At 38.1% G+C, this 18,612-nt stretch carries 11 protein-coding genes and 1 pseudogene; 4 read left to right on the forward strand and 8 right to left on the reverse strand.

From position 1 onward, the window contains the following. Positions 1-6: 6 nt before the first annotated feature. From IPH84_06175 to lepA, 5 genes and pseudogenes are all read right to left on the reverse strand, one after another. Positions 7-1,155 carry a DUF2807 domain-containing protein gene (locus IPH84_06175; protein ID MBK7172810.1) on the reverse strand — a complete coding sequence of 383 codons (1,149 nt, stop codon included), beginning with the start codon at positions 1,153-1,155 and terminating at the stop codon, positions 7-9. Then, positions 1,152-1,646, reverse strand: a complete 495-nt coding sequence (locus IPH84_06180; GenBank protein MBK7172811.1) for a DUF2807 domain-containing protein — start codon at positions 1,644-1,646, stop codon at positions 1,152-1,154. The genes IPH84_06175 and IPH84_06180 overlap by 4 nt, the downstream gene beginning before the upstream one ends. A gap of 261 nt (positions 1,647-1,907) precedes the next feature. After that, the gene (locus IPH84_06185; GenBank protein MBK7172812.1) at positions 1,908-3,287 is read right to left on the reverse strand and encodes a hypothetical protein; all 1,380 of its coding nucleotides are present in this window, start codon (positions 3,285-3,287) and stop codon (positions 1,908-1,910) included. 64 nt (positions 3,288-3,351) lie between these two features. After that, positions 3,352-3,837 carry an RNA polymerase sigma factor gene (locus tag IPH84_06190; GenBank protein MBK7172813.1) on the reverse strand — a complete coding sequence of 162 codons (486 nt, stop codon included), beginning with the start codon at positions 3,835-3,837 and terminating at the stop codon, positions 3,352-3,354. A 213-nt stretch (positions 3,838-4,050) separates the two neighbouring features. Beyond that, positions 4,051-5,836: pseudogene (lepA, locus tag IPH84_06195) on the reverse strand (elongation factor 4). 178 nt (positions 5,837-6,014) lie between these two features. Here lepA and gap point away from each other — a divergent pair. Next, positions 6,015-7,019 (forward strand): type I glyceraldehyde-3-phosphate dehydrogenase, encoded by a 1,005-nt coding sequence (gene gap, locus IPH84_06200; GenBank protein MBK7172814.1) that lies wholly within the window; start codon positions 6,015-6,017, stop codon positions 7,017-7,019. A 245-nt stretch (positions 7,020-7,264) separates the two neighbouring features. Here the strand turns inward: gap and IPH84_06205 are convergent, their stop codons facing one another. Then, positions 7,265-9,904: a gliding motility-associated C-terminal domain-containing protein gene (locus tag IPH84_06205; protein MBK7172815.1), complete on the reverse strand. Its 2,640-nt coding sequence runs from the start codon at positions 9,902-9,904 to the stop codon at positions 7,265-7,267. A 183-nt stretch (positions 9,905-10,087) separates the two neighbouring features. Between IPH84_06205 and IPH84_06210 the strand changes: the two genes are divergently transcribed. The 3 genes from IPH84_06210 (at position 10,088) to IPH84_06220 (ending at position 14,492) form a co-directional block, all read left to right on the forward strand. After that, positions 10,088-12,325 (forward strand): bifunctional (p)ppGpp synthetase/guanosine-3',5'-bis(diphosphate) 3'-pyrophosphohydrolase, encoded by a 2,238-nt coding sequence (locus IPH84_06210; GenBank protein ID MBK7172816.1) that lies wholly within the window; start codon positions 10,088-10,090, stop codon positions 12,323-12,325. A 242-nt stretch (positions 12,326-12,567) separates the two neighbouring features. Further along, positions 12,568-13,062, forward strand: coding sequence for a transcriptional repressor (locus IPH84_06215; GenBank protein ID MBK7172817.1), 495 nt, complete (start codon positions 12,568-12,570; stop codon positions 13,060-13,062). 140 nt (positions 13,063-13,202) lie between these two features. Beyond that, positions 13,203-14,492 (forward strand): adenylosuccinate synthase, encoded by a 1,290-nt coding sequence (locus IPH84_06220; protein MBK7172818.1) that lies wholly within the window; start codon positions 13,203-13,205, stop codon positions 14,490-14,492. Between the two features lie 80 nt (positions 14,493-14,572). Here the strand turns inward: IPH84_06220 and IPH84_06225 are convergent, their stop codons facing one another. Continuing rightward, on the reverse strand, positions 14,573-15,340 hold the full coding sequence (locus IPH84_06225) for a YoaP domain-containing protein (protein ID MBK7172819.1): 768 nt from the start codon (positions 15,338-15,340) through the stop codon (positions 14,573-14,575). A 114-nt stretch (positions 15,341-15,454) separates the two neighbouring features. Continuing rightward, the gene (infB, locus tag IPH84_06230) at positions 15,455-18,559 is read right to left on the reverse strand and encodes a translation initiation factor IF-2 (GenBank protein MBK7172820.1); all 3,105 of its coding nucleotides are present in this window, start codon (positions 18,557-18,559) and stop codon (positions 15,455-15,457) included. Positions 18,560-18,612 lie beyond the last annotated feature (53 nt).

An 18,612-nucleotide genomic window follows, 5' to 3' on the forward strand; every position in this document is an offset into this window, starting at 1 on the left:
CAATTTCTAAAGATCAGAAAGGTCTGTTAAGCTAATACCAATAGCAAATGGATATAACTCTGGTCCTTTATTCTTCTGGAACATTGGGGTTAGGGAATAGGTAGCATAAAGATTAAGAACTCCCCAGCCAATCTTTGCAATAGCATCCAGTTTGAAAGGATTCATATAGAAATCCTTGCGGTCTTTGTCTTTCTGACGACTACCATCGTCATATACATATTTTGTATGAGTGCCAATCCTCCATCCTCCAACTAGTCCTCCGCTGAGGTGAAAACTATTTGCCTTAGAATTTCTGTTGGTTTGGACTTCCAACATTAATGGCAGTGTGAGGTATGTATTAACCAATTTACTTTTCTCAAAAGTTAGATCTTCGCCTGTAGCACGCTCAAGTATAAGTTTATTATCTCCTTTTAATAATCTGACATCATTATCAAATCTATAATTGTTCCATGTAACACCCAGTCCGGTAACAAGACCAACATGATTCTTGATGAGATTAATGTTCTGCTCAAAAAAGTTTAGGTTAACGGCAATTGATTTCTGATATTTTTGGTCAAGTAGACTGTATTCTGAAGGATAATTTAAGTCATAATCAGGTGTAAGATATCCATTAACTCCGAGTTCTAATCCTTTCCAATGACCATTAAATTTTTGTTTTTTCTTGTCCCTTTTAATCTTGACATCTCCATCTTCATTTACTTCAAGAGTATTATCACCTAGGGTTACCCGAACTGAATCATCGGTAACAACAACGATTCTATCATTATTGATGGTAACCTCAACATTGCCATTGTCATCTGTGTTGGAAACTACCGTATTCTCATCATCATTATCTGCGTTATTTGCTCCTTCATCAATTTTTACACTTTTTACATTCTCCATACCCGTGAAAGTCATGATGTATTCACCGGTTTTTCCAATCTTCTTTACTTCATTATTATCAAAATAGGTCAGGGTACCAGCACCTGATAAATCTGCCTTGAGTTGTTTTCTGGCCATGATTGAAGCATTTCCAGCTCCGGATATTTCAGCATTTGTATTATCAGTTACAAATTCAATGGCTTTGAGTTTACCGGCACCACTTACTTCAGTTTTATGCTCAATGGCTGTTCCGGAGAGATTTACATCAGCAGCCCCACTAATTTCTGTACTCAAATCATCAGCAGTGATAATGAGGTTTTCTTAGAGGCACCACTAGCCTCATTGTAAACTGACTTTGCAGAAATCTCAAGATTGACTTTAGATGCTCCTGATGCAAGCAGCTTAAAATGATCTGCCTGGATTGGAGATAAGCCTTTAACAACAGAGGCTCCATTGGCATCGATTTTATTAATAGCAGGAGATGTGACATATACATTCATCTTTGTGGCATTGCGCACATTATCACAACTAAGGACTAATTCCCCGTTGTTCACTTTTGTCTTTAATTTATCCTGGAGATTTTCATCGATTTCTACGGCTACCTGCTGAACATCACCTTGAGTGAAAAATAAATTAATGGCACAACCAACATTAATAGAGGTGAATGAGTCAACCTGGCGATTTTGTTTGACAACATTGCCATCACCTTTTACCTGGGCCTTAATAGTTGTTGATGAAAGGAGAACAAAAAGTAGAAGGGCTGAGGTCCATTTGAAAGTTTTCATTGTCATATTATTAGAAGTGAGTATTTTTCGAATTTCCAGAACAAGACGTTAACTCAGTTCATTTTGTTACATTCATTTTAATATTTTTTTGCATTTCATTAACAATCGTATCGATTGCCATTGAAAAGTGGGTAGATAATTGGAACCGTAAATAGTTTTGTCTCTGAAGCGGAAACATTAAGTATCCAGATTGTTGTCATTTTATAGTCTTTCAAAAAAAAGCCGGGCATTGCCCGGCTTTGTAAACATCCTTATGTCAGTTTATTTTTTTATATCACGTTGAAGTTCTAATTTATCGCCATACAGGTTGTAGTTGACAACTTTCCCCTGATCATCCCTTTGCAAGTCTAGTTTGACATTATCCTGGGTGAGAGTGTTATAGGTTTTTACTCCGAGTTCAGCAAAAGTCCATACTGAGATTGGTGAAGAGGACTCAGTTGTTTTTTTCTTTCCATTAAAAGCAAAATATTCACCAATTCTTGATGTGAAAGAGTTAAACAGTTTCTTTTCTGGATCTTTATCTGTTGAATTGATCTCTGCATACTGGATTTGTTCTGACAATTTCAGGTTATAGTACAATTCCAGGTAATCATTAAAATGCATCTGACTTGTTCGGATAAATTTGAATTCCGGTTCAACAACATCATGTGATTCAACTTGATGGCTGGCAAGAAGGTTCATCGAAGGGATAATATCAGGATTTCTAACTGCTTGTTTTTCTATATGAACTGAACTATTAATATTGGAGGTGATTGCTTCGTCACTCTTGGAAACAATGGGACGGGATTTGTTTTCAGCAGTTTGGGCAGGTAAAGCAACTTGATTGGATATCTGTTCAACTGGATTCACTTGAGTTTTTTCCTGTGGTAGAGTTGAAGTTTTTTGTTGATTACTGTCAGTCAAGATTGTAGGTTTAATGACAGGATTCAGGAAATTTGAAATTGAAATCAGCAGAGCAAGAGAAGCAGCGGTTGCAAGTGTATAAAAAACAATACGGCGAATTGAAACAGTTTTATGTTTCAGTCCGGCTTTATCCTGGTATTTTATGGAAGTATCTGGAGTAAGCCTGGTTTGAGCATAAAGTTTTCTTTCATATTCAATGTGTGGATTAAGAACAAGGAACTCAGTTAGATCGTTGGACATTTCAGAGGTTAGAATTCCTTCCTGCTCACTTATGAGAATTTCTTCATAATTGGATTCAGAAACTGAACCAAATGGGATGACTTTATGTAATAAAGATTCTTTTTGACTGAATATGATCAAGTTGTCAGGCGAAAGTTTTGAAAGGGAGTAAATTACCTGATCTTTTAGATAAGCTGGATTTTGTTTTAGAAATTCTTCAAGCTGATTTTTTTCTGTGGTAGAAAGCAAACCTTCAATTTCAGCAATCAACACATCATCAATATTGTCAGCAGTGATAATAGCCGATGAGGACATCGCATTTTTTTTTAATGAATCCTTAAGATCAAATTGAATATTAGCATCAGGAACCACTGTTATACTTTCAAATCCTTCAAATTCAGATTTTAATTCTGGATTTTGATCCATAAATGACATCAACTCACTTACTTCAGAAGGGCTAAGATTCCCTTCGAAATAATCTAGGAAGTATGCTTCATAATTATCCTTGTTGATTTTCATTTGAGTTATTATTAGTATTTTGAGATATGATGGTTTGAAGTTTAAATTTTTTATTAAAGTGCTTTTAGATTACCAGGTCAAGGCTGCCGATATATTGTTTTAGGAAAGACCTTGCTCTGAAAATATAGACTTTCACTTGAGATTCATTTAATCCTGTAATTTCTCCGATCTCTTCATACGCATAGCCTTCATAATCCCTTAATAAAATTACTGTTCTTTGTATTTCAGGAAGACGGGATACAGCTTCATTAATTACTTCTTTCAGGTCGTTAAATGAATTATGGTCATGATATTTGCTTTCATAATTGCCGTCGATAGAACTTAGCCTTTGATTTTTCCTGATATGGTCAATCATCGTGTGGTAGGCAGTTGTAAAGAGGTAAGATTTAGCCTTTTCATGACTAATATCCTTAACTTTTTCCCACATCTTCACAAACGATTCCTGTACAATATCCCTGGCAGTATCATCATCCTTTATGTTTTTAAGGATAAACCGGTACACTCCATCTGAATACTGCTCTGCGCACGCATTGTATTCGTTTACAGTCATATTTGCTCTGATTGGTTTCTGGTCAGGTGTACATTGAACGTGTAACTATGCAATAAAGTTACAAATAAATTGAAGTTTATTTAAGAACTCAGAAATGTTCGGACAAAAGAATCTTCCAATTATAAAATACGATAATAGAAATTGCCCTGGAACCAGGAACAATTCAGTGTTATTTTCATCACGAAAATGAAATTACCCTGATCCGGGAATAGATTAATCGAGTTTCAAAACGGCCAGGAAAGCACTCTGAGGTACTTCCACATTACCAACTTGCCTCATACGTTTCTTCCCTTTCTTTTGCTTTTCCAGGAGTTTACGTTTACGAGTGATATCCCCACCATAGCACTTGGCTGTAACATCTTTCCGAAGGGCTTTTACTGTTTCGCGCTATAATTTTAGATCCTATAGCAGCTTGAATAGCGACATCATATTGTTGCCTTGGGATGAGTTCCTTTAGCTTTTCGCACATCCGGCGTCCGAAATCATAAGCATTGTCTCTATGGATTAATGTCGACAAAGCATCAACAGCATCACCATTAAGCAGAATATCCAATTTGGCAAGCGCTGCTTCTTTGTATCCGGAAATATGATAATCAAAGGAAGCATATCCTTTCGAAATGCTTTTCAGTTTATCATAGAAGTCGAAAACGATTTCTCCTAATGGAATTTCAAAATTTAACTCGACTCGATCTTGTGTAAGGTATACCTGATTCAGCAAATTGCCACGTTTGTCCATGCATAATTTCATAATCGAACCGGTATATTCTGATTTTGAGATTATCTGTGCCAGAATATAAGGTTCTTCTACATAGTCAATTTGGGTCACTTCAGGCATTCCAGAGGGATTATGAACTTCCAGTTCTTCGCCTTTAGTGGTAAAAACCTTATACATTACGTTTGGAACAGTATTAATGATGTCCATATCAAATTCCCTGTCAAGACGTTCCTGCACAATTTCCATGTGCAACAAACCAAGGAATCCACAGCGGAAACCAAATCCTAATGCAGCTGATGATTCGGGTTCAAAACTCAATGAAGCATCATTTAGTTGAAGTTTTTCCAGTGATGCACGCAGATCTTCATAATCATCTGTGTCAGTTGGATATATACCCGCAAAAACCATGGGCTTAACATTTTTAAAACCCTCAATAGCGGTCTTGCATGGGTTATCAACATGGGTAATGGTGTCTCCTACTTTTATCTCTTTAGCTGTTTTTATTCCGGATATGATATATCCTACATCTCCTGCACTTAATGCATCAAGAGGGGTTTGCTGCATTCGCAGAATCCCTATTTCATCTGCCTTGTACTCAAGTTCAGTAGAAACAAATTTAACAAGTTCATTTCGTTTAATACTACCATTAAAAATTCTGAAATAGGCAATTACGCCCCTGAACTGATTAAAAAGTGAATCGAATATAAGGGCTTGCAATGGCGCATTAGGGTCTCCTTTTGGAGCTGGAATCCGGTGTATAATTGCATCAAGTATATCGTCAACCCCCATACCAGTCCTGGCACTTGCGCGAATAATGTCTGTTGATTTGCATCCGATGAGATCTACAATCTGATCTTCAACTTCATCAGGCATTGCACTATCACTATCCATTTTGTTCATCACTGGGATAATCTCCAGGTTATGATCAAGGGCCAGGTACAAATTCGAGATAGTCTGAGCCTGAATTCCCTGGGTGGCATCGATCACCAGTAAAGCTCCTTCACATGCTGCTATGGCTCTTGAAACTTCATATGAAAAGTCAACATGTCCCGGAGTATCTATCAGGTTCAGTTTGTATTTTTTTCCTTCATGCTCATAGTCCATCCTTATTGCATGACTCTTGATTGTGATTCCACGTTCTCTTTCAAGATCCATGTCATCAAGTACCTGGTTCTGCATTTGACGTTCAGTCAGAGAGCCTGTGGTTTCAAGTAATCTGTCAGCCAGGGTACTTTTACCGTGGTCTATATGGGCTATGATACAAAAGTTTCTTATATTTTCCATTGGGTGCAAAAGTAAGGAATTTTCCCGGACTGCTCATCAAGGTGTTGTAAGTGACCTGTATATGTTAAGTTTTTATAACAACTTGTATTACTAGGTATAATTTTAAGTGATTATTATAAAAATTCTTACTTTTGCATTCGTTTTTAAAAATGCACTCATTCCTTAAAATCAATATATTATGACAAAAATTAAAGTTGGAATCAATGGTTTTGGTCGTATTGGCCGCCTGGTTTTTCGTGCATCCATCCTAAGAGATGATATTGATGTTGTTGCAATCAATGACCTCATTGATGTTAACTACATGGCTTACATGTTAAAATATGATACTGTACATGGACAGTTCAAAGGTACTGTTGATGTTAAAGACGGTCAGCTTATTGTTAACGGGCAAACCATCAGGGTTACCGCATGCAAAAACCCTGCAGAAATAAAATGGTCAGATGTTGGTGCTGACTATGTAGCAGAGTGTACCGGATTATTCCTTACTAAGGAAACATGCCAGGCTCATATCGATGGTGGCGCAAAACGCGTTATCATGTCTGCTCCTTCAAAAGATGATACTCCAATGTTTGTATATGGTGTAAACCATACAAAATATGCTGGTGAACAGTTTGTTTCCAATGCAAGCTGCACCACTAACTGCCTCGCTCCACTGGTAAAAGTTATTAATGACAATTTTGGACTTGCTGAAGGTTTAATGACTACGGTTCATGCAACCACAGCAACTCAGAAAACGGTTGATGGCCCATCAGCTAAGGATTGGAGAGGTGGCAGGGCTGCTGCCGGTAATATTATTCCATCCAGCACAGGTGCTGCTAAAGCTGCTGCCAAAGTTATTCCTGAATTAAAAGGAAAACTAACCGGTATGTCATTCAGAGTGCCAACTTTGGATGTTTCTGTAGTTGACCTGACCTGTCGGCTTGAGAAAGCTACTACCTATGAAGAAATCAAAGCTGCGGTTAAAGCAGCTGCTGATGGCCCAATGAAAGGAGTTCTAGGTTATACTGAAGAAGCTGTAGTCTCAAGTGATTTCATAGGTGACAGCCGTACTTCTATATTTGATGCTGAAGCGGGTATCATGTTGAATCCAAACTTTGTGAAATTAGTTGCCTGGTATGATAATGAGTGGGGGTATTCATGCAAAGTCCTTGATATGATTGCTCATATGACTACAGTAGCGTAATCAATTCTCACAAATAAAAAAGGATTATCAGAATTCTGGTAATCCTTTTTTTATGTGTGAGGTTAGCTTTCTACAATTTTAATGCAGTAAATAACTTAATCTACGATCCCGTTTCTAAATTTTAATCATTTTGCTGAGATCAAATTAGGGCCGAAAATTACCATGAATTGTGATTTGAATTTTAATCATACTTAACTTAAAATATATTCCCGATAGCGACTTAATGAAAAAATGGAGAGTTCTTCTTACCTGATGATTGTAACAGATCCTTTCAATGTTCGTTTAATCGTTCCATATAAAGTGATTTCAAACACATCGCATACATAATAATATACGCCATCACTAGCTGGTTGATTTGTGCCTATTATTTTACCATCCCATTCAATATCAGGATCATCAGTCTTAAATATAAGCGTTCCCCACCTGTTAAAAATTGTTAGGTCAATTTTTTCAACTGAACTATAGGGATAGGGAGTGAAATAATCATTATAGGTATCGGCATTGGGTGTAAAAACATTAGGCAGCCTATATCCTCCACAGGTATCGCTATCAATACAAATGGTGTCGCTCATCATACTTATATTACCTATTGAGTCGATGGATCTGAGGGAATAGCATCCTGCAATTGTCTGCTGAAGGTCATGTGTAAAGGTAGTACTGTTGATTCCGGATAAAGAATCGAGTAAAACAAAGATATCTGACAGGGGTGGCCGGTAGTAAACATAGTACTTCACTACATCGTCTGCACAAGTCTCAGATGCATTCACCCACCGCAGTATATTGTCGGCACGATCGCAATCAGGCTCCACGGTTAGTTCCGGTGGACATGGAGGTTCATTATCAGCAGGGATTCCACAAACTTCTTGTGAAAAGTTTATCAATGGATCAGTAATTCCAGTTGTCCCATAAGAACCAATTGATTTTATCCTGTAGCAATAAGATTGACCATTAACTAATTGCAAATCAGTATATGTAGGCAGAGTGGTTGTCGTAATGGAATCAAAAAGCTGAGTCAACTCATTTTTACGATAGATAACATATTCATGATTGGTCCATGGAACTATGGAAGGAAAGTTCAGAAGCAGTTTATTGTCTCCGTTACTGATGCTTAGGTAAACAGAAGAAGCTACTTGTGAAGGTCCAATAATAAAACGTAATCCGGGAGTGTCATTTATAAGATCCACTCTATAGCTGATGGGTTGGTCTTTGGTATTGAATGGTTCATCAAAATACAAAGTATCATCCAATGAGTTGAGAGAGTCAATGAGGATTAGATTACTTCCTATAAAATCAAATGATCTGTAAATTAAATACTTATAGGGTCCAGGAGCTTGAAGAGGGTCTATTTCAGTAGGTTTTGACCAGGCAAGATAAACCTTGCCATTGGAAACGTCGGTATTCTCAATACTCACGTTTGTAATAACAGGCACATCTTTTTTGAGTTTAACGCAAACTTCATCTGATGCATAGCTCTCAGATCCATCGGGGTAAACAGCAACAATCATGTAACAATAATCAACGCCATGAGCAAGGCCGGGAAATTCATTTCCATCACTGAAAGTTGTATCTGTTGCGTCAATATCTTTGATCCATCGATAACCGGTATAAGAGGGCACTCCTGTTTCACAATTCGCTGGTATATATCCAAAAAATCCATTTCTTCTGTAGACTTTATATGTAACTACATTGCTACAACGATTTGGACTCCAGAAAATATTAATATTATTACCTAATGGGATTGCCTCAAGATTTTCTGTTTTTGGACCAACGATACGAATATTCAGTGTTTTCAGATCAAACAGGTTTACTTCAGTTGAATTATCAACGGCCTTAAAGAATACTTGATACGGGTTTTTCCTAATTTGAGAACAATCGGTTTCCCATGTAAAGATACCAGTCGCTATACCGGGATCATTTCCAACCTGAGAGAAGTTTGCTGCATTCATAGTCAGAAGTAGCGGTGCACCAGTAGCTGTGAGAGTTATCTTATCAAGATTTGGATCAGTAGTCCTGATCAGATATCCTAATGAATCCCCGGCTGTGATGCATGTATCAGTGATTGGGTCAATAATTGGTGCATCATTGGTACACGTAACAATTGTAATCTGCATATCCCGGGTAACAAAACCAATCCGTGAACCATTTCTCCATTCCTCAATCATAAATGAGATGTTATATTCTCCCTGAAGGGTAGGACTAATCCAGTTAATATCACCAGTAACTGAATTAATATTGAAATTACTACTTCCATTCGGATCGACAAGATTGGGCAATATATAACCAGGGATAGGTTGACCTCCAGCTCCCTTACATACTGTGAGCACATATGAAAGGCTATCACCATCCGGGTCGAATGCTCCTGGATTGTGAAGGAAAGGATGATCAACACAACCTCGGTCAATTGGAGGTAAAAGAAGCTGAGGAGAACTATTGGGCCCTATGAATGGATTTATGGAGAGCAGGGTTTCAATATAAAGAGGAATGTCCACCGAACTTGGAATATTCATGATACCGTAGTTCCGGTTTGGGTCTTCAACGGAAATTCTGTAGGTTGAAGGCCCAGGGAATGTATGTTCGCCAGTGTAAAGGTTTTTCTTGATTTCTGGACCTACAATTTCTCCAAGGTGATCACAATAAAGTCCTGCGGGGTTTATTCCTGATGGACCGTTAATCCTGGTCAGGATAGATGATGAGCCATCACCCCAGTTAATCTCAAGTTCATTGCGGTCAGCTGGACTAGGTGCGTAAGAATAAGAAGTAATGGTGATCTCATAAGTAAGACCTGAGATATACCGGTAAGTAATTTCACCGGCACGTTGATGGGTAGCAAAGGCAGGTAAACGGAGTACAAAAAGTAAAAGCAGATACAGTATAAGCCTCTTCATTACATAAAATGATGAATGATTGCTACAACAGCGGCGATATTGGATTTCTAACCAAAAGTACAAAAATTACCTGCAATTGTTCATTTATAGCGCTATGAATTCTTCTTATATTAATTGGTAACTTAGCTGCAAAACTAGAGAATCCTTAAATTTGTATACCCACTAAGGTTAAAAAGTTGATAGATGTACCAGGTTGATGTTGTAGCTGAAAATAAGGAAATTGTAAAACGGTACCGAAGTTTACTTCGTGCCTGGAGCAGCAATAAAGGGATACGCGATAAAAACCGTGTCCGGGAGGCCTTTGAATTAGCGAAGGAGGCTCATAGCACTATGCGGAGAAGGAGCGGGGAACCCTATATTTATCATCCGCTAGAAGTAGCCAGGATAGTGGCAGAGAATATCGGACTTGGTGAAACTGCTATTATATGTGCCTTACTACATGATGTAATTGAAGATAATGCTGACTATTCACTGGATTTCATTCAAAAACGTTTTGGTGATAAAGTATCCTATATAGTAGATGGACTTACAAAAATTAAAGACGGATACGAAAAGCCGGAGTCATCCATTCAAGCTGAAAACATTAAGAAAATGTTGCTCACATTGTCGGATGATGTTAGAGTAATTCTTATCAAGCTAGCCGATCGTTTGCACAATATGCGGACCCTGGATTCAATGCCAGATTACAAGAAAAAAAATATTGCAGCAGAAACTATTTACCTGTATTCGCCATTAGCCCACAGGTTGGGTCTATATGCCATTAAAAGTGAGTTGGAAGACCTTGCCTTAAAGTATACAGAGCCTGAGATTTACAATACAATCTACCAAAAGTTACTTGAGACAGAATCTGCCCGTTCACGGTTCATTCAAAAATTTATCTATCCGATCAAAAGGGACTTGGCCCGAAGAGGTATCACTTTTGAAATAGACAGTCGCGAAAAGTCGATTTATTCGATTTATAAAAAAATGCAACTCAAAGAGATCCCTTTTGAGGAGGTATTTGATATTTTCGCCGTGAGGATTATTGTTGATTCCCCGCAAGAGCTTGAAAAGATCAATTGTTGGCAAGTATATTCCATAGTAACTGATCATTATAATCCAAAACTAAATCGCCTGCGAGACTGGATTTCTACCCCCAAGGCTAATGGGTATGAGTCTCTTCACACCACAGTGATGAGCCAAACCGGTCAGTGGGTTGAAGTTCAGATTAGAACCCGAAGAATGCATGAGATAGCCGAAAGAGGTTATGCTGCTCATTGGAAATATAAGCAGATGGCGGAGAAAGAGAAAGCGCAGGAATCAGGATTGGATCAGTGGCTCAGAAAAGTTCAGGAAATACTCAGATCACCTGATTCTAATACATTGAACTTCCTGGATGATATAAAACTTACCTTATTTTCTGATGAAGTTTTCGTTTTCACACCCAAAGGAGAAATTAAGTCACTGCCAGTAGGTAGCACTATCATTGATTTTGCGTATAACATCCATACTCATCTTGGTAATACTTGTATAGCTGCTAAAGTCAACAGGAAACTCTCTCCACTTAATTACAAACTTAAAAGCGGAGACCAGGTAGAAATAATTGCGTCAAAAAAAGGATTTCCACGTGATGAATGGCTTGATTATGCTTTCACTGCAAGAGCCAAAACTTATATTAAGGAGGCTATCAAAGAACAACGAAAATCAATAGCCAATGAAGGCAGAGTGAAGTTGGAAGGATATTTTGAAGAATTATCCTTGAAATTCAGCAAATCAAATATTAATCGATTTGCAGAACATAGTGGATTTATCAGCCATTCTGACTTGTTTTATAAAGTTGCTATGGATGAGATTGGATTAATTGAACTGAGGAGCTGTTGCATTGAACATGAATATATGCTGAAGGAAAATGAGCCTTCTTCAGTTCCAGTCAATGCTGATTATAATACTAGTTCTGAAAAATTGAAATCGCCTCATACCAGACAATATGAGATTCAGGATCTGGATAATCTCGAATTTACAATAGCCCATTGTTGCCATGCTTTGCCCGGGGATGATATTGTTGGATATGCTCCTAATGGAAGTACACTTCAGGTTCATAGAACAAATTGTCCTGAGGCCATTGAACTTATGTCGCGATATGCCAACAGAATGGTTTTTGCTAAATGGAGCAACAGGAACATGAATACATTCATGGCTGGTATTAAGGCAACAGGAATTGATAGAAAGAGTATGATTTTCGATATTATTCAGGTAATTAGCGAAAAGCTTGGCCTCAATATTCGTTCCTTTCATATTGAAACAACGGGAGATATTTTTGAAGCACACATAAATTTATATGTGCATGATACAATTGACATGAATAAATTGTCTGAAGAGTTAAAGCATGTCAATGGTATTTCAACAGCAAACAGAATATTTAAATTTGTTCCAAGTTTCTGATTTTTAGCATATTGGATTTCTTTTTCAGTATGTTAATCACAAATTGTAAATTCCTCTCTTATAGCTCTTCTGAGCACTGAAATTTTGTGTTGCTTAATATTTATATAACTGATAATAAGCGGTTTAAAATGAATTGTCTTTTGTTGATTTATTAGAATTCATTGAGAATAATTTAAATCTATTTTTATTTATACCAAATTCAGATAATTTATTATTACTTTTATCAAAAAAAATTGGCAGACATGGTAACAGATAATAAAAAGATGAATTACGAAACTGTTCGGAAGATCTTTACTGAGTACCTGGAGAAACTTGGACATCGTAAAACCCCGGAGCGATTCACTATTCTGAAAGAGATTTATGCTACTGACAGACATTTTGATATAGAGACTCTTTATATTCAGATGAAGAACAACAAGTACAGGGTAAGCAGAGCTACTTTGTATAATACTATCGAATTACTTTTGAATTGCAATCTAGTTACTAAGCATCAATTCAGGAATAATTGCGCACAGTTTGAGAAGTCTTATAAATTCAAACAACACGATCATTTCATCAATTTGGATAATGGACAGGTGCTTGAATTTTGTGATCCCCGAATCCATGAAATTCAACTGTCGGTAGAGAAGATTTTAGGTGTTAAGATTTCACATCATTCTCTGACTTTTTATGGCATAATGGACACTGAAGCTTCTGGTAATCAAAATATTCAGACGCCTGCTTCTATTGAACAATAGAGTAACCTAGTTGAGTCTATCCTCAATTTACAGCTTTTTTCCTTTTGATTTTTCATTTTTCCAAGGCACTGCCAGATGGAAATAACTTTATATTTGTAGCTTATATTTAGCGCTGCTGTTTTTGTAATTGATTTTAGCTGATGAAAATAGATGTATTGTTAGGCCTTCAATGGGGGGATGAAGGGAAAGGAAAAATCGTTGATGTTCTTTCTCCAAATTATGATATTATTGCTCGTTTTCAGGGTGGTCCAAATGCGGGTCATACTTTGGAAATTAAGGGGGACAGGCATGTTCTGCATACAATTCCTTCAGGGATTTTTCACCCTGAGAAAATCAATGTCATTGGAAATGGTGTTATTGTTGATCCCAGAATTCTTTTGGGAGAGGTAGAAAAATTACGGGCAAAAGGTGTTGAGCCTACCAGAAATCTGAAAATATCGAAGAGATCACATCTCATCCTGCCTACACATCGAATGCTTGATGCTGCATATGAATCAGCCTTAGGAAAAGATAAGATCGGGTCAACGCTCAAAGGGATCGGACCTTGTTATACTGATAAAACTGCGCGCTATGGACTTAGGTTCGGTGATATTCTGGCTCCTGATTTCAGAGAGAAATATAATCAATTGAAAGATCGGCATTTAAGGATATTAAATTCCTATAATTTTGAGCTTGCTTCAAGAATGCTTGATAACTTGACTTTTGAACAATATGAATCTGATTGGTTTAAGGCAATTAATCAATTGAAGGATTTTGATTTGATTGACAGCGAATTATATCTCAATAAAGCCCTGCGTGAAGGTAAAAGAATTTTGGCAGAAGGAGCCCAAGGCAGTTTATTGGATGTGGATTTTGGTTCTTACCCATTTGTAACTTCTTCAAATACCATAACAGCCGGTGTCTGTTCCGGATTAGGTGTACCTCCATCCTCTATTGATAAGGTATTTGGTGTATTCAAGGCATATTGTACCAGGGTAGGGAGCGGCCCTTTCCCAACTGAATTATTCGATGAAACAGGGGAGTTTTTGCGCACGAAGGGTCATGAGTTCGGTTCTACTACAGGTCGGCCAAGACGTTGTGGCTGGCTTGATCTTCCTGCCCTCAGATATGCTATCATGCTAAATGGAGTAACTGATTTAGTAATGATGAAAGCAGATGTCCTGAATGATCTGGAGCAAATTAATATTTGCACAGCTTATGGAATAGGAGAGGAGGTAGTTACTGATCTAACCTACGAAACTCTTAGCCATGAAGTAAAACCTGTTTTTGATAGTCTGGAAGGTTGGAAACCTCGTCTTGATAACCAGGCAAGTTTTAATTCACTTCCTTTAAAATTAAAGGATTATATTGAATATATCGAGAAATCTGTTGAGTTGCCCATTTCAATTCTATCCATTGGTCCAGGAAGAGAACAGACGATTGTAAGATAATTATTCTGTACCTTTCGATGAACCGGGAGATTTAAGTTAAGTTATGCTGATATCTTAACAGGCTTTATATTTGAGCCAAACTATTTCATTTTGAGCTCTTTAGTCAGAATGTTTTTGAACCTTGTTTCACTGATATAGTGGTCTTCAATAAGCCTTCCATCTCTGAGCAAACTGAATACAGCAAATCCAGAGGGTGCTTGCTGCGCTTCCTGTGCAGAGCGAATGTGAGTAAGCTTCAGATCAATTCCATATTCTTCTGCTGTTTTTTTAAGAGCTGCAGCCGATTTTTCATTCCAGGGGCATTGGTCTGAATATACGAGATTCCATCCCAGGTATTGCTCTTGATTTGAATTCCAATCAACTAATCCCGGATCTTCTGCAGAAGGATTAATTTTGAGTGCCAAAAGTTCGAATCGATCTCTATTAGCTACCTGTTGATACCCATTTTTAAGAAATAATTGTTTGTTTGAAATCCAGGTGCCATCACTTGTCATAACACATATTCCATCCTTTCTATGTCTTGCTGCATCATCAAGGCATTGAGAAAGTAACCAGGAGCCAATACCGCGATTTTTGTCCTTAATTGCATATACAAACATGCAGTGAATAAAATAATAATTTTGTGCCTGAACAGGGCGCCATGCAAATTCTGAAGGGATATATTCTATGAAAGCAAGGGGCTTTCCCAACTGGTTTTTCAATATTTTCAGTCGAAGGCCTTCAGCATATCGATTAAGAAACCACTCCTTTTTCGCTGAAAAGCCCGGACTGCTTATATCTTTAATACAAAAAAGTGATTCTGTGTTTACATTGTCCGGGGTTACCTCAATAAGGATGTGATCAACCATATAATTATTATATCTGATAAAGGTAAAATATACTTTATAATTAATGTTGGCGGTAGCAAGAAAAAATGGAATAAAAAAACCGGCACAAGGCCGGCATAATTGATATTGTATAGATTAAAGCTTTCGTTTTACTTCAATCTCTTCGTATCCCTCGATAATGTCGCTTACTTTAATGTCATTGAAATTATCAATATTAAGACCACATTCATAGCCGGTAGCAACTTCTTTAACATCATCCTTAAAGCGTTTCAATGAGCCAAGTAAGCCAGTATAGACAACAATACCATCCCGAATAACCCGAACGCGGGTGTTTCTGTGAATTTTGCCATCGAGTACCATACATCCGGCAACAGTTCCCACTTTGGTAATTTTGAAAACTTCACGCACTTCAACATTGCAAGTGATTTTTTCTTCAATTTCAGGTGAGAGCATCCCTTCAATAGCAGCTTTAATTTCATTAATCGCTGTATAGATAATGGAATATAACCTTACATCAATTTCCTCCCTTTCAGCAAGCTTTCTTGCGCTCACACTTGGTCTTACCTGGAATCCAACAATAATTGCATTGGAGGCAGATGCAAGGAGGACATCACTTTCGGTAATTGCACCAACAGATTTATGAATAACATTTACCTGAACCTGGTTGGTTGATAGACGGAGCAAGGAGTCGGAGAGTGCTTCTACAGATCCATCAACGTCACCTTTAACAATGATATTAAGTTCCTTGAAGTCCCCAATAGCTATACGTCTTCCAATTTCATCGAGAGTAATATGTTTTTGAGTACGTATACCTTGTTCTCTTTGCAACTGTAAACGTTTACTTGCAATCTGCTTTGCCTCTCTCTCATCTGACATTACATTGAACTTATCACCTGCCTGTGGTGCGCCGGTTAAGCCCAGGAGCAATACAGGTGCAGAAGGACCGGCTTCACGGATGGCCTGGTTACGCTCATTATACATAGCCTTAACTTTACCATATAATGAGCCAGCCAGTATAATGTCTCCAATTCGAAGAGTGCCATTCTGTACCAGGAGTTTGGCGATATATCCTCTTCCCTTGTCTAAGGAGGATTCAATAACGGTTCCCATAGCCTTTCTGTTCGGATTTGCTTTCAATTCAAGCAATTCTGCTTCAAGAAGGACTTTATCAAGAAGGAGATTAATATTTGTACCTTTTTTAGCTGAGATTTCCTGACTCTGGTAATTTCCACCCCAATCTTCAACCAGGATATTGAGTTTTGACAACTCCTCCTTGATTTTTTCTGTATTGGCACCAGGCTTATCTATTTTGTTGATTGCAAAAACCATTGGACTACCCGCTGCCTGAGCATGATTAATAGCTTCAATGGTTTGGGGCATAACGGTATCATCAGCAGCAACAACAATGATTACAATGTCAGTTACTTGAGCACCACGGGCGCGCATAGCAGTGAAAGCCTCATGGCCTGGAGTATCGAGGAAAGTGAGCTTTCTTCCATCTTCCAGTTGCACTTCATAAGCACCAATATGCTGAGTAATTCCTCCAGCTTCGCCGGCAATAACATTTGCGTGTCGAATGTAGTCAAGTAATGATGTTTTTCCATGATCGACATGTCCCATCACTGTGACAATCGGAGTCCTTGGGCTTAGATCTTCTGTTTTATCAACTTCTTCTTCCTGATCGATAGCTTCCTGAACATCCACACTGACGAATTCAACTGTAAATCCAAATTCATCTGCAAGCAGGGTAATGGTTTCGGCATCCAAACGCTGGTTGATGGAAACGAACATGCCGACTGACATGCAAGTAGCTATAATTTGAGTAACAGGAACATCCATCATGCTTGCAAGATCATTTGCAGTCACAAATTCAGTAACCTTCAGAACTTTTTGTTCTTCTGCCAGCCTGGCCTGGTGTTCTTCTAGCTGTTGACTAACAGCAAGGCGTTTTTCACGGCGATATTTTGAGGCTTTTGATTTCCCAGTACCACTTAAACGTTGAAGTGTTTCGCGAATTTGTTTCTGGATATCCTCTTCGCTTAACTCTACCTTAGGTTCAATAGTGCGAGGCTTCCCAATGACTCTGCGAGTACCACTTTTTGGGCCTGTCTTATTATCATTAGGACGTGCTGTTTCTGTATTGGTTTGTTCAGGAGTAACCGCTTTGGTCTTTATTCTCTTCCTTTTCTTCTTCTTGCCACCTTTACCACTTTCATCTGTTGAAGAGGCAACTGGTTTACGACTCTCTGGACGTGCAGGTTCCGGAAGATCAATCTTATTTACAAGTTTGATGCCTTCGAGCCTGGGAATCTTTGTAGTAATAAAATTTGAATCATGTTTGGAATAGAGTCCAGAAGCAGATGGAGCATCAGTTTTGGTTTCCGGCGCTTTAGGAGGCGCAGGTTTTGGATCTTCAGCTTTTTGAACAGGTGGTTCTGGAACTACTGTTACTACTTCTTCAGGTATTGTGGATTCAATAGGTACAATCTCAATTATTTCAGCCGGGGTAGGTTCTTCTGAGGAGGTACTTGGTTTTACATCCTTTTCCTTCTTCGACTTCGATTTAGGTTTTGGTCCAAGTGATGAGAGGTCTATTTTTCCAACAACTTTTACCCCACTTATCGAAGGTTCTTCCTGATCGGATTCTGGTTCAATAATAGTTTCCGGTATTATCTCAGTTGAAACAGGAGATGGAATAGTCTCAGCAATTTCGGGTTCTGAATGAACTTCAGGAATTTCAAGGGGAACTACTTCATCAGGGATAACTAATTCAGGTATAAAAGGTTCAGGCTCAGCAATAATTTCGGGCTCTTCCTTTATGAATACAGGTTCAGGGATAAGGATTTCCGGCTCAACTTCGATAATTGGTTCCGATTTCTTTGGAGTTTCCGGAACTTTTTCGGTTTTACTTTTTCCCTGGTAATCATATGAAGACTTGATAATAAGTTCTTCATTTACCTTTTCATCCCGTTCTTCGACAGGAGCAGTTTTCCTGGTGCCAGAAGTTACAACAGGATGCTGCGTGTATTCGAGCTCAATTTTCTTAGAGATCTCTTTTGCAGCTTTATCAGGCTGGTACTCCTTGATAAGGAGAGCGTACATTTCAGGGCTCAACTTGGTATTAGGATTACTATCGATCTTATGCCCCTTTTTATGGAGGAAGTCGATGATGGTCTGAACACCAACATTAAACTCTGTTGCGGCTTTACTAAGCCTTACATTAACTGTGCCTTCTGACATGCGTGTTTTTAAGTTGTTCCTAACACTCGGAATTAGTGTGCAAAAGTAAGATA

The sequence above is a fragment of the Bacteroidales bacterium genome (assembly GCA_016707785.1).
In the GTDB taxonomy this organism is placed as follows: Bacteria; Bacteroidota; Bacteroidia; order Bacteroidales; family UBA4417; genus UBA4417.

Bases quoted from the DNA above. Each gene is read 5' to 3' on its own strand.
- IPH84_06185 (MBK7172812.1), bottom strand. From the start codon at position 3,287: ATGAAAATCAACAAGGATAATTATGAAGCATACTTCCTAGATTATTTC.
- IPH84_06190 (MBK7172813.1), bottom strand. From the start codon at position 3,837: ATGACTGTAAACGAATACAATGCGTGCGCAGAGCAGTATTCAGATGGA.
- infB (MBK7172820.1), bottom strand. From the start codon at position 18,559: ATGTCAGAAGGCACAGTTAATGTAAGGCTTAGTAAAGCCGCAACAGAG.
- IPH84_06210 (MBK7172816.1), top strand. From the start codon at position 10,088: ATGTACCAGGTTGATGTTGTAGCTGAAAATAAGGAAATTGTAAAACGG.
- IPH84_06220 (MBK7172818.1), top strand. From the start codon at position 13,203: ATGAAAATAGATGTATTGTTAGGCCTTCAATGGGGGGATGAAGGGAAA.
- IPH84_06180 (MBK7172811.1), bottom strand. From the start codon at position 1,646: ATGAAAACTTTCAAATGGACCTCAGCCCTTCTACTTTTTGTTCTCCTT.
- IPH84_06205 (MBK7172815.1), bottom strand. From the start codon at position 9,904: ATGAAGAGGCTTATACTGTATCTGCTTTTACTTTTTGTACTCCGTTTA.
- IPH84_06215 (MBK7172817.1), top strand. From the start codon at position 12,568: ATGGTAACAGATAATAAAAAGATGAATTACGAAACTGTTCGGAAGATC.
- gap (MBK7172814.1), top strand. From the start codon at position 6,015: ATGACAAAAATTAAAGTTGGAATCAATGGTTTTGGTCGTATTGGCCGC.
- IPH84_06225 (MBK7172819.1), bottom strand. From the start codon at position 15,340: ATGGTTGATCACATCCTTATTGAGGTAACCCCGGACAATGTAAACACA.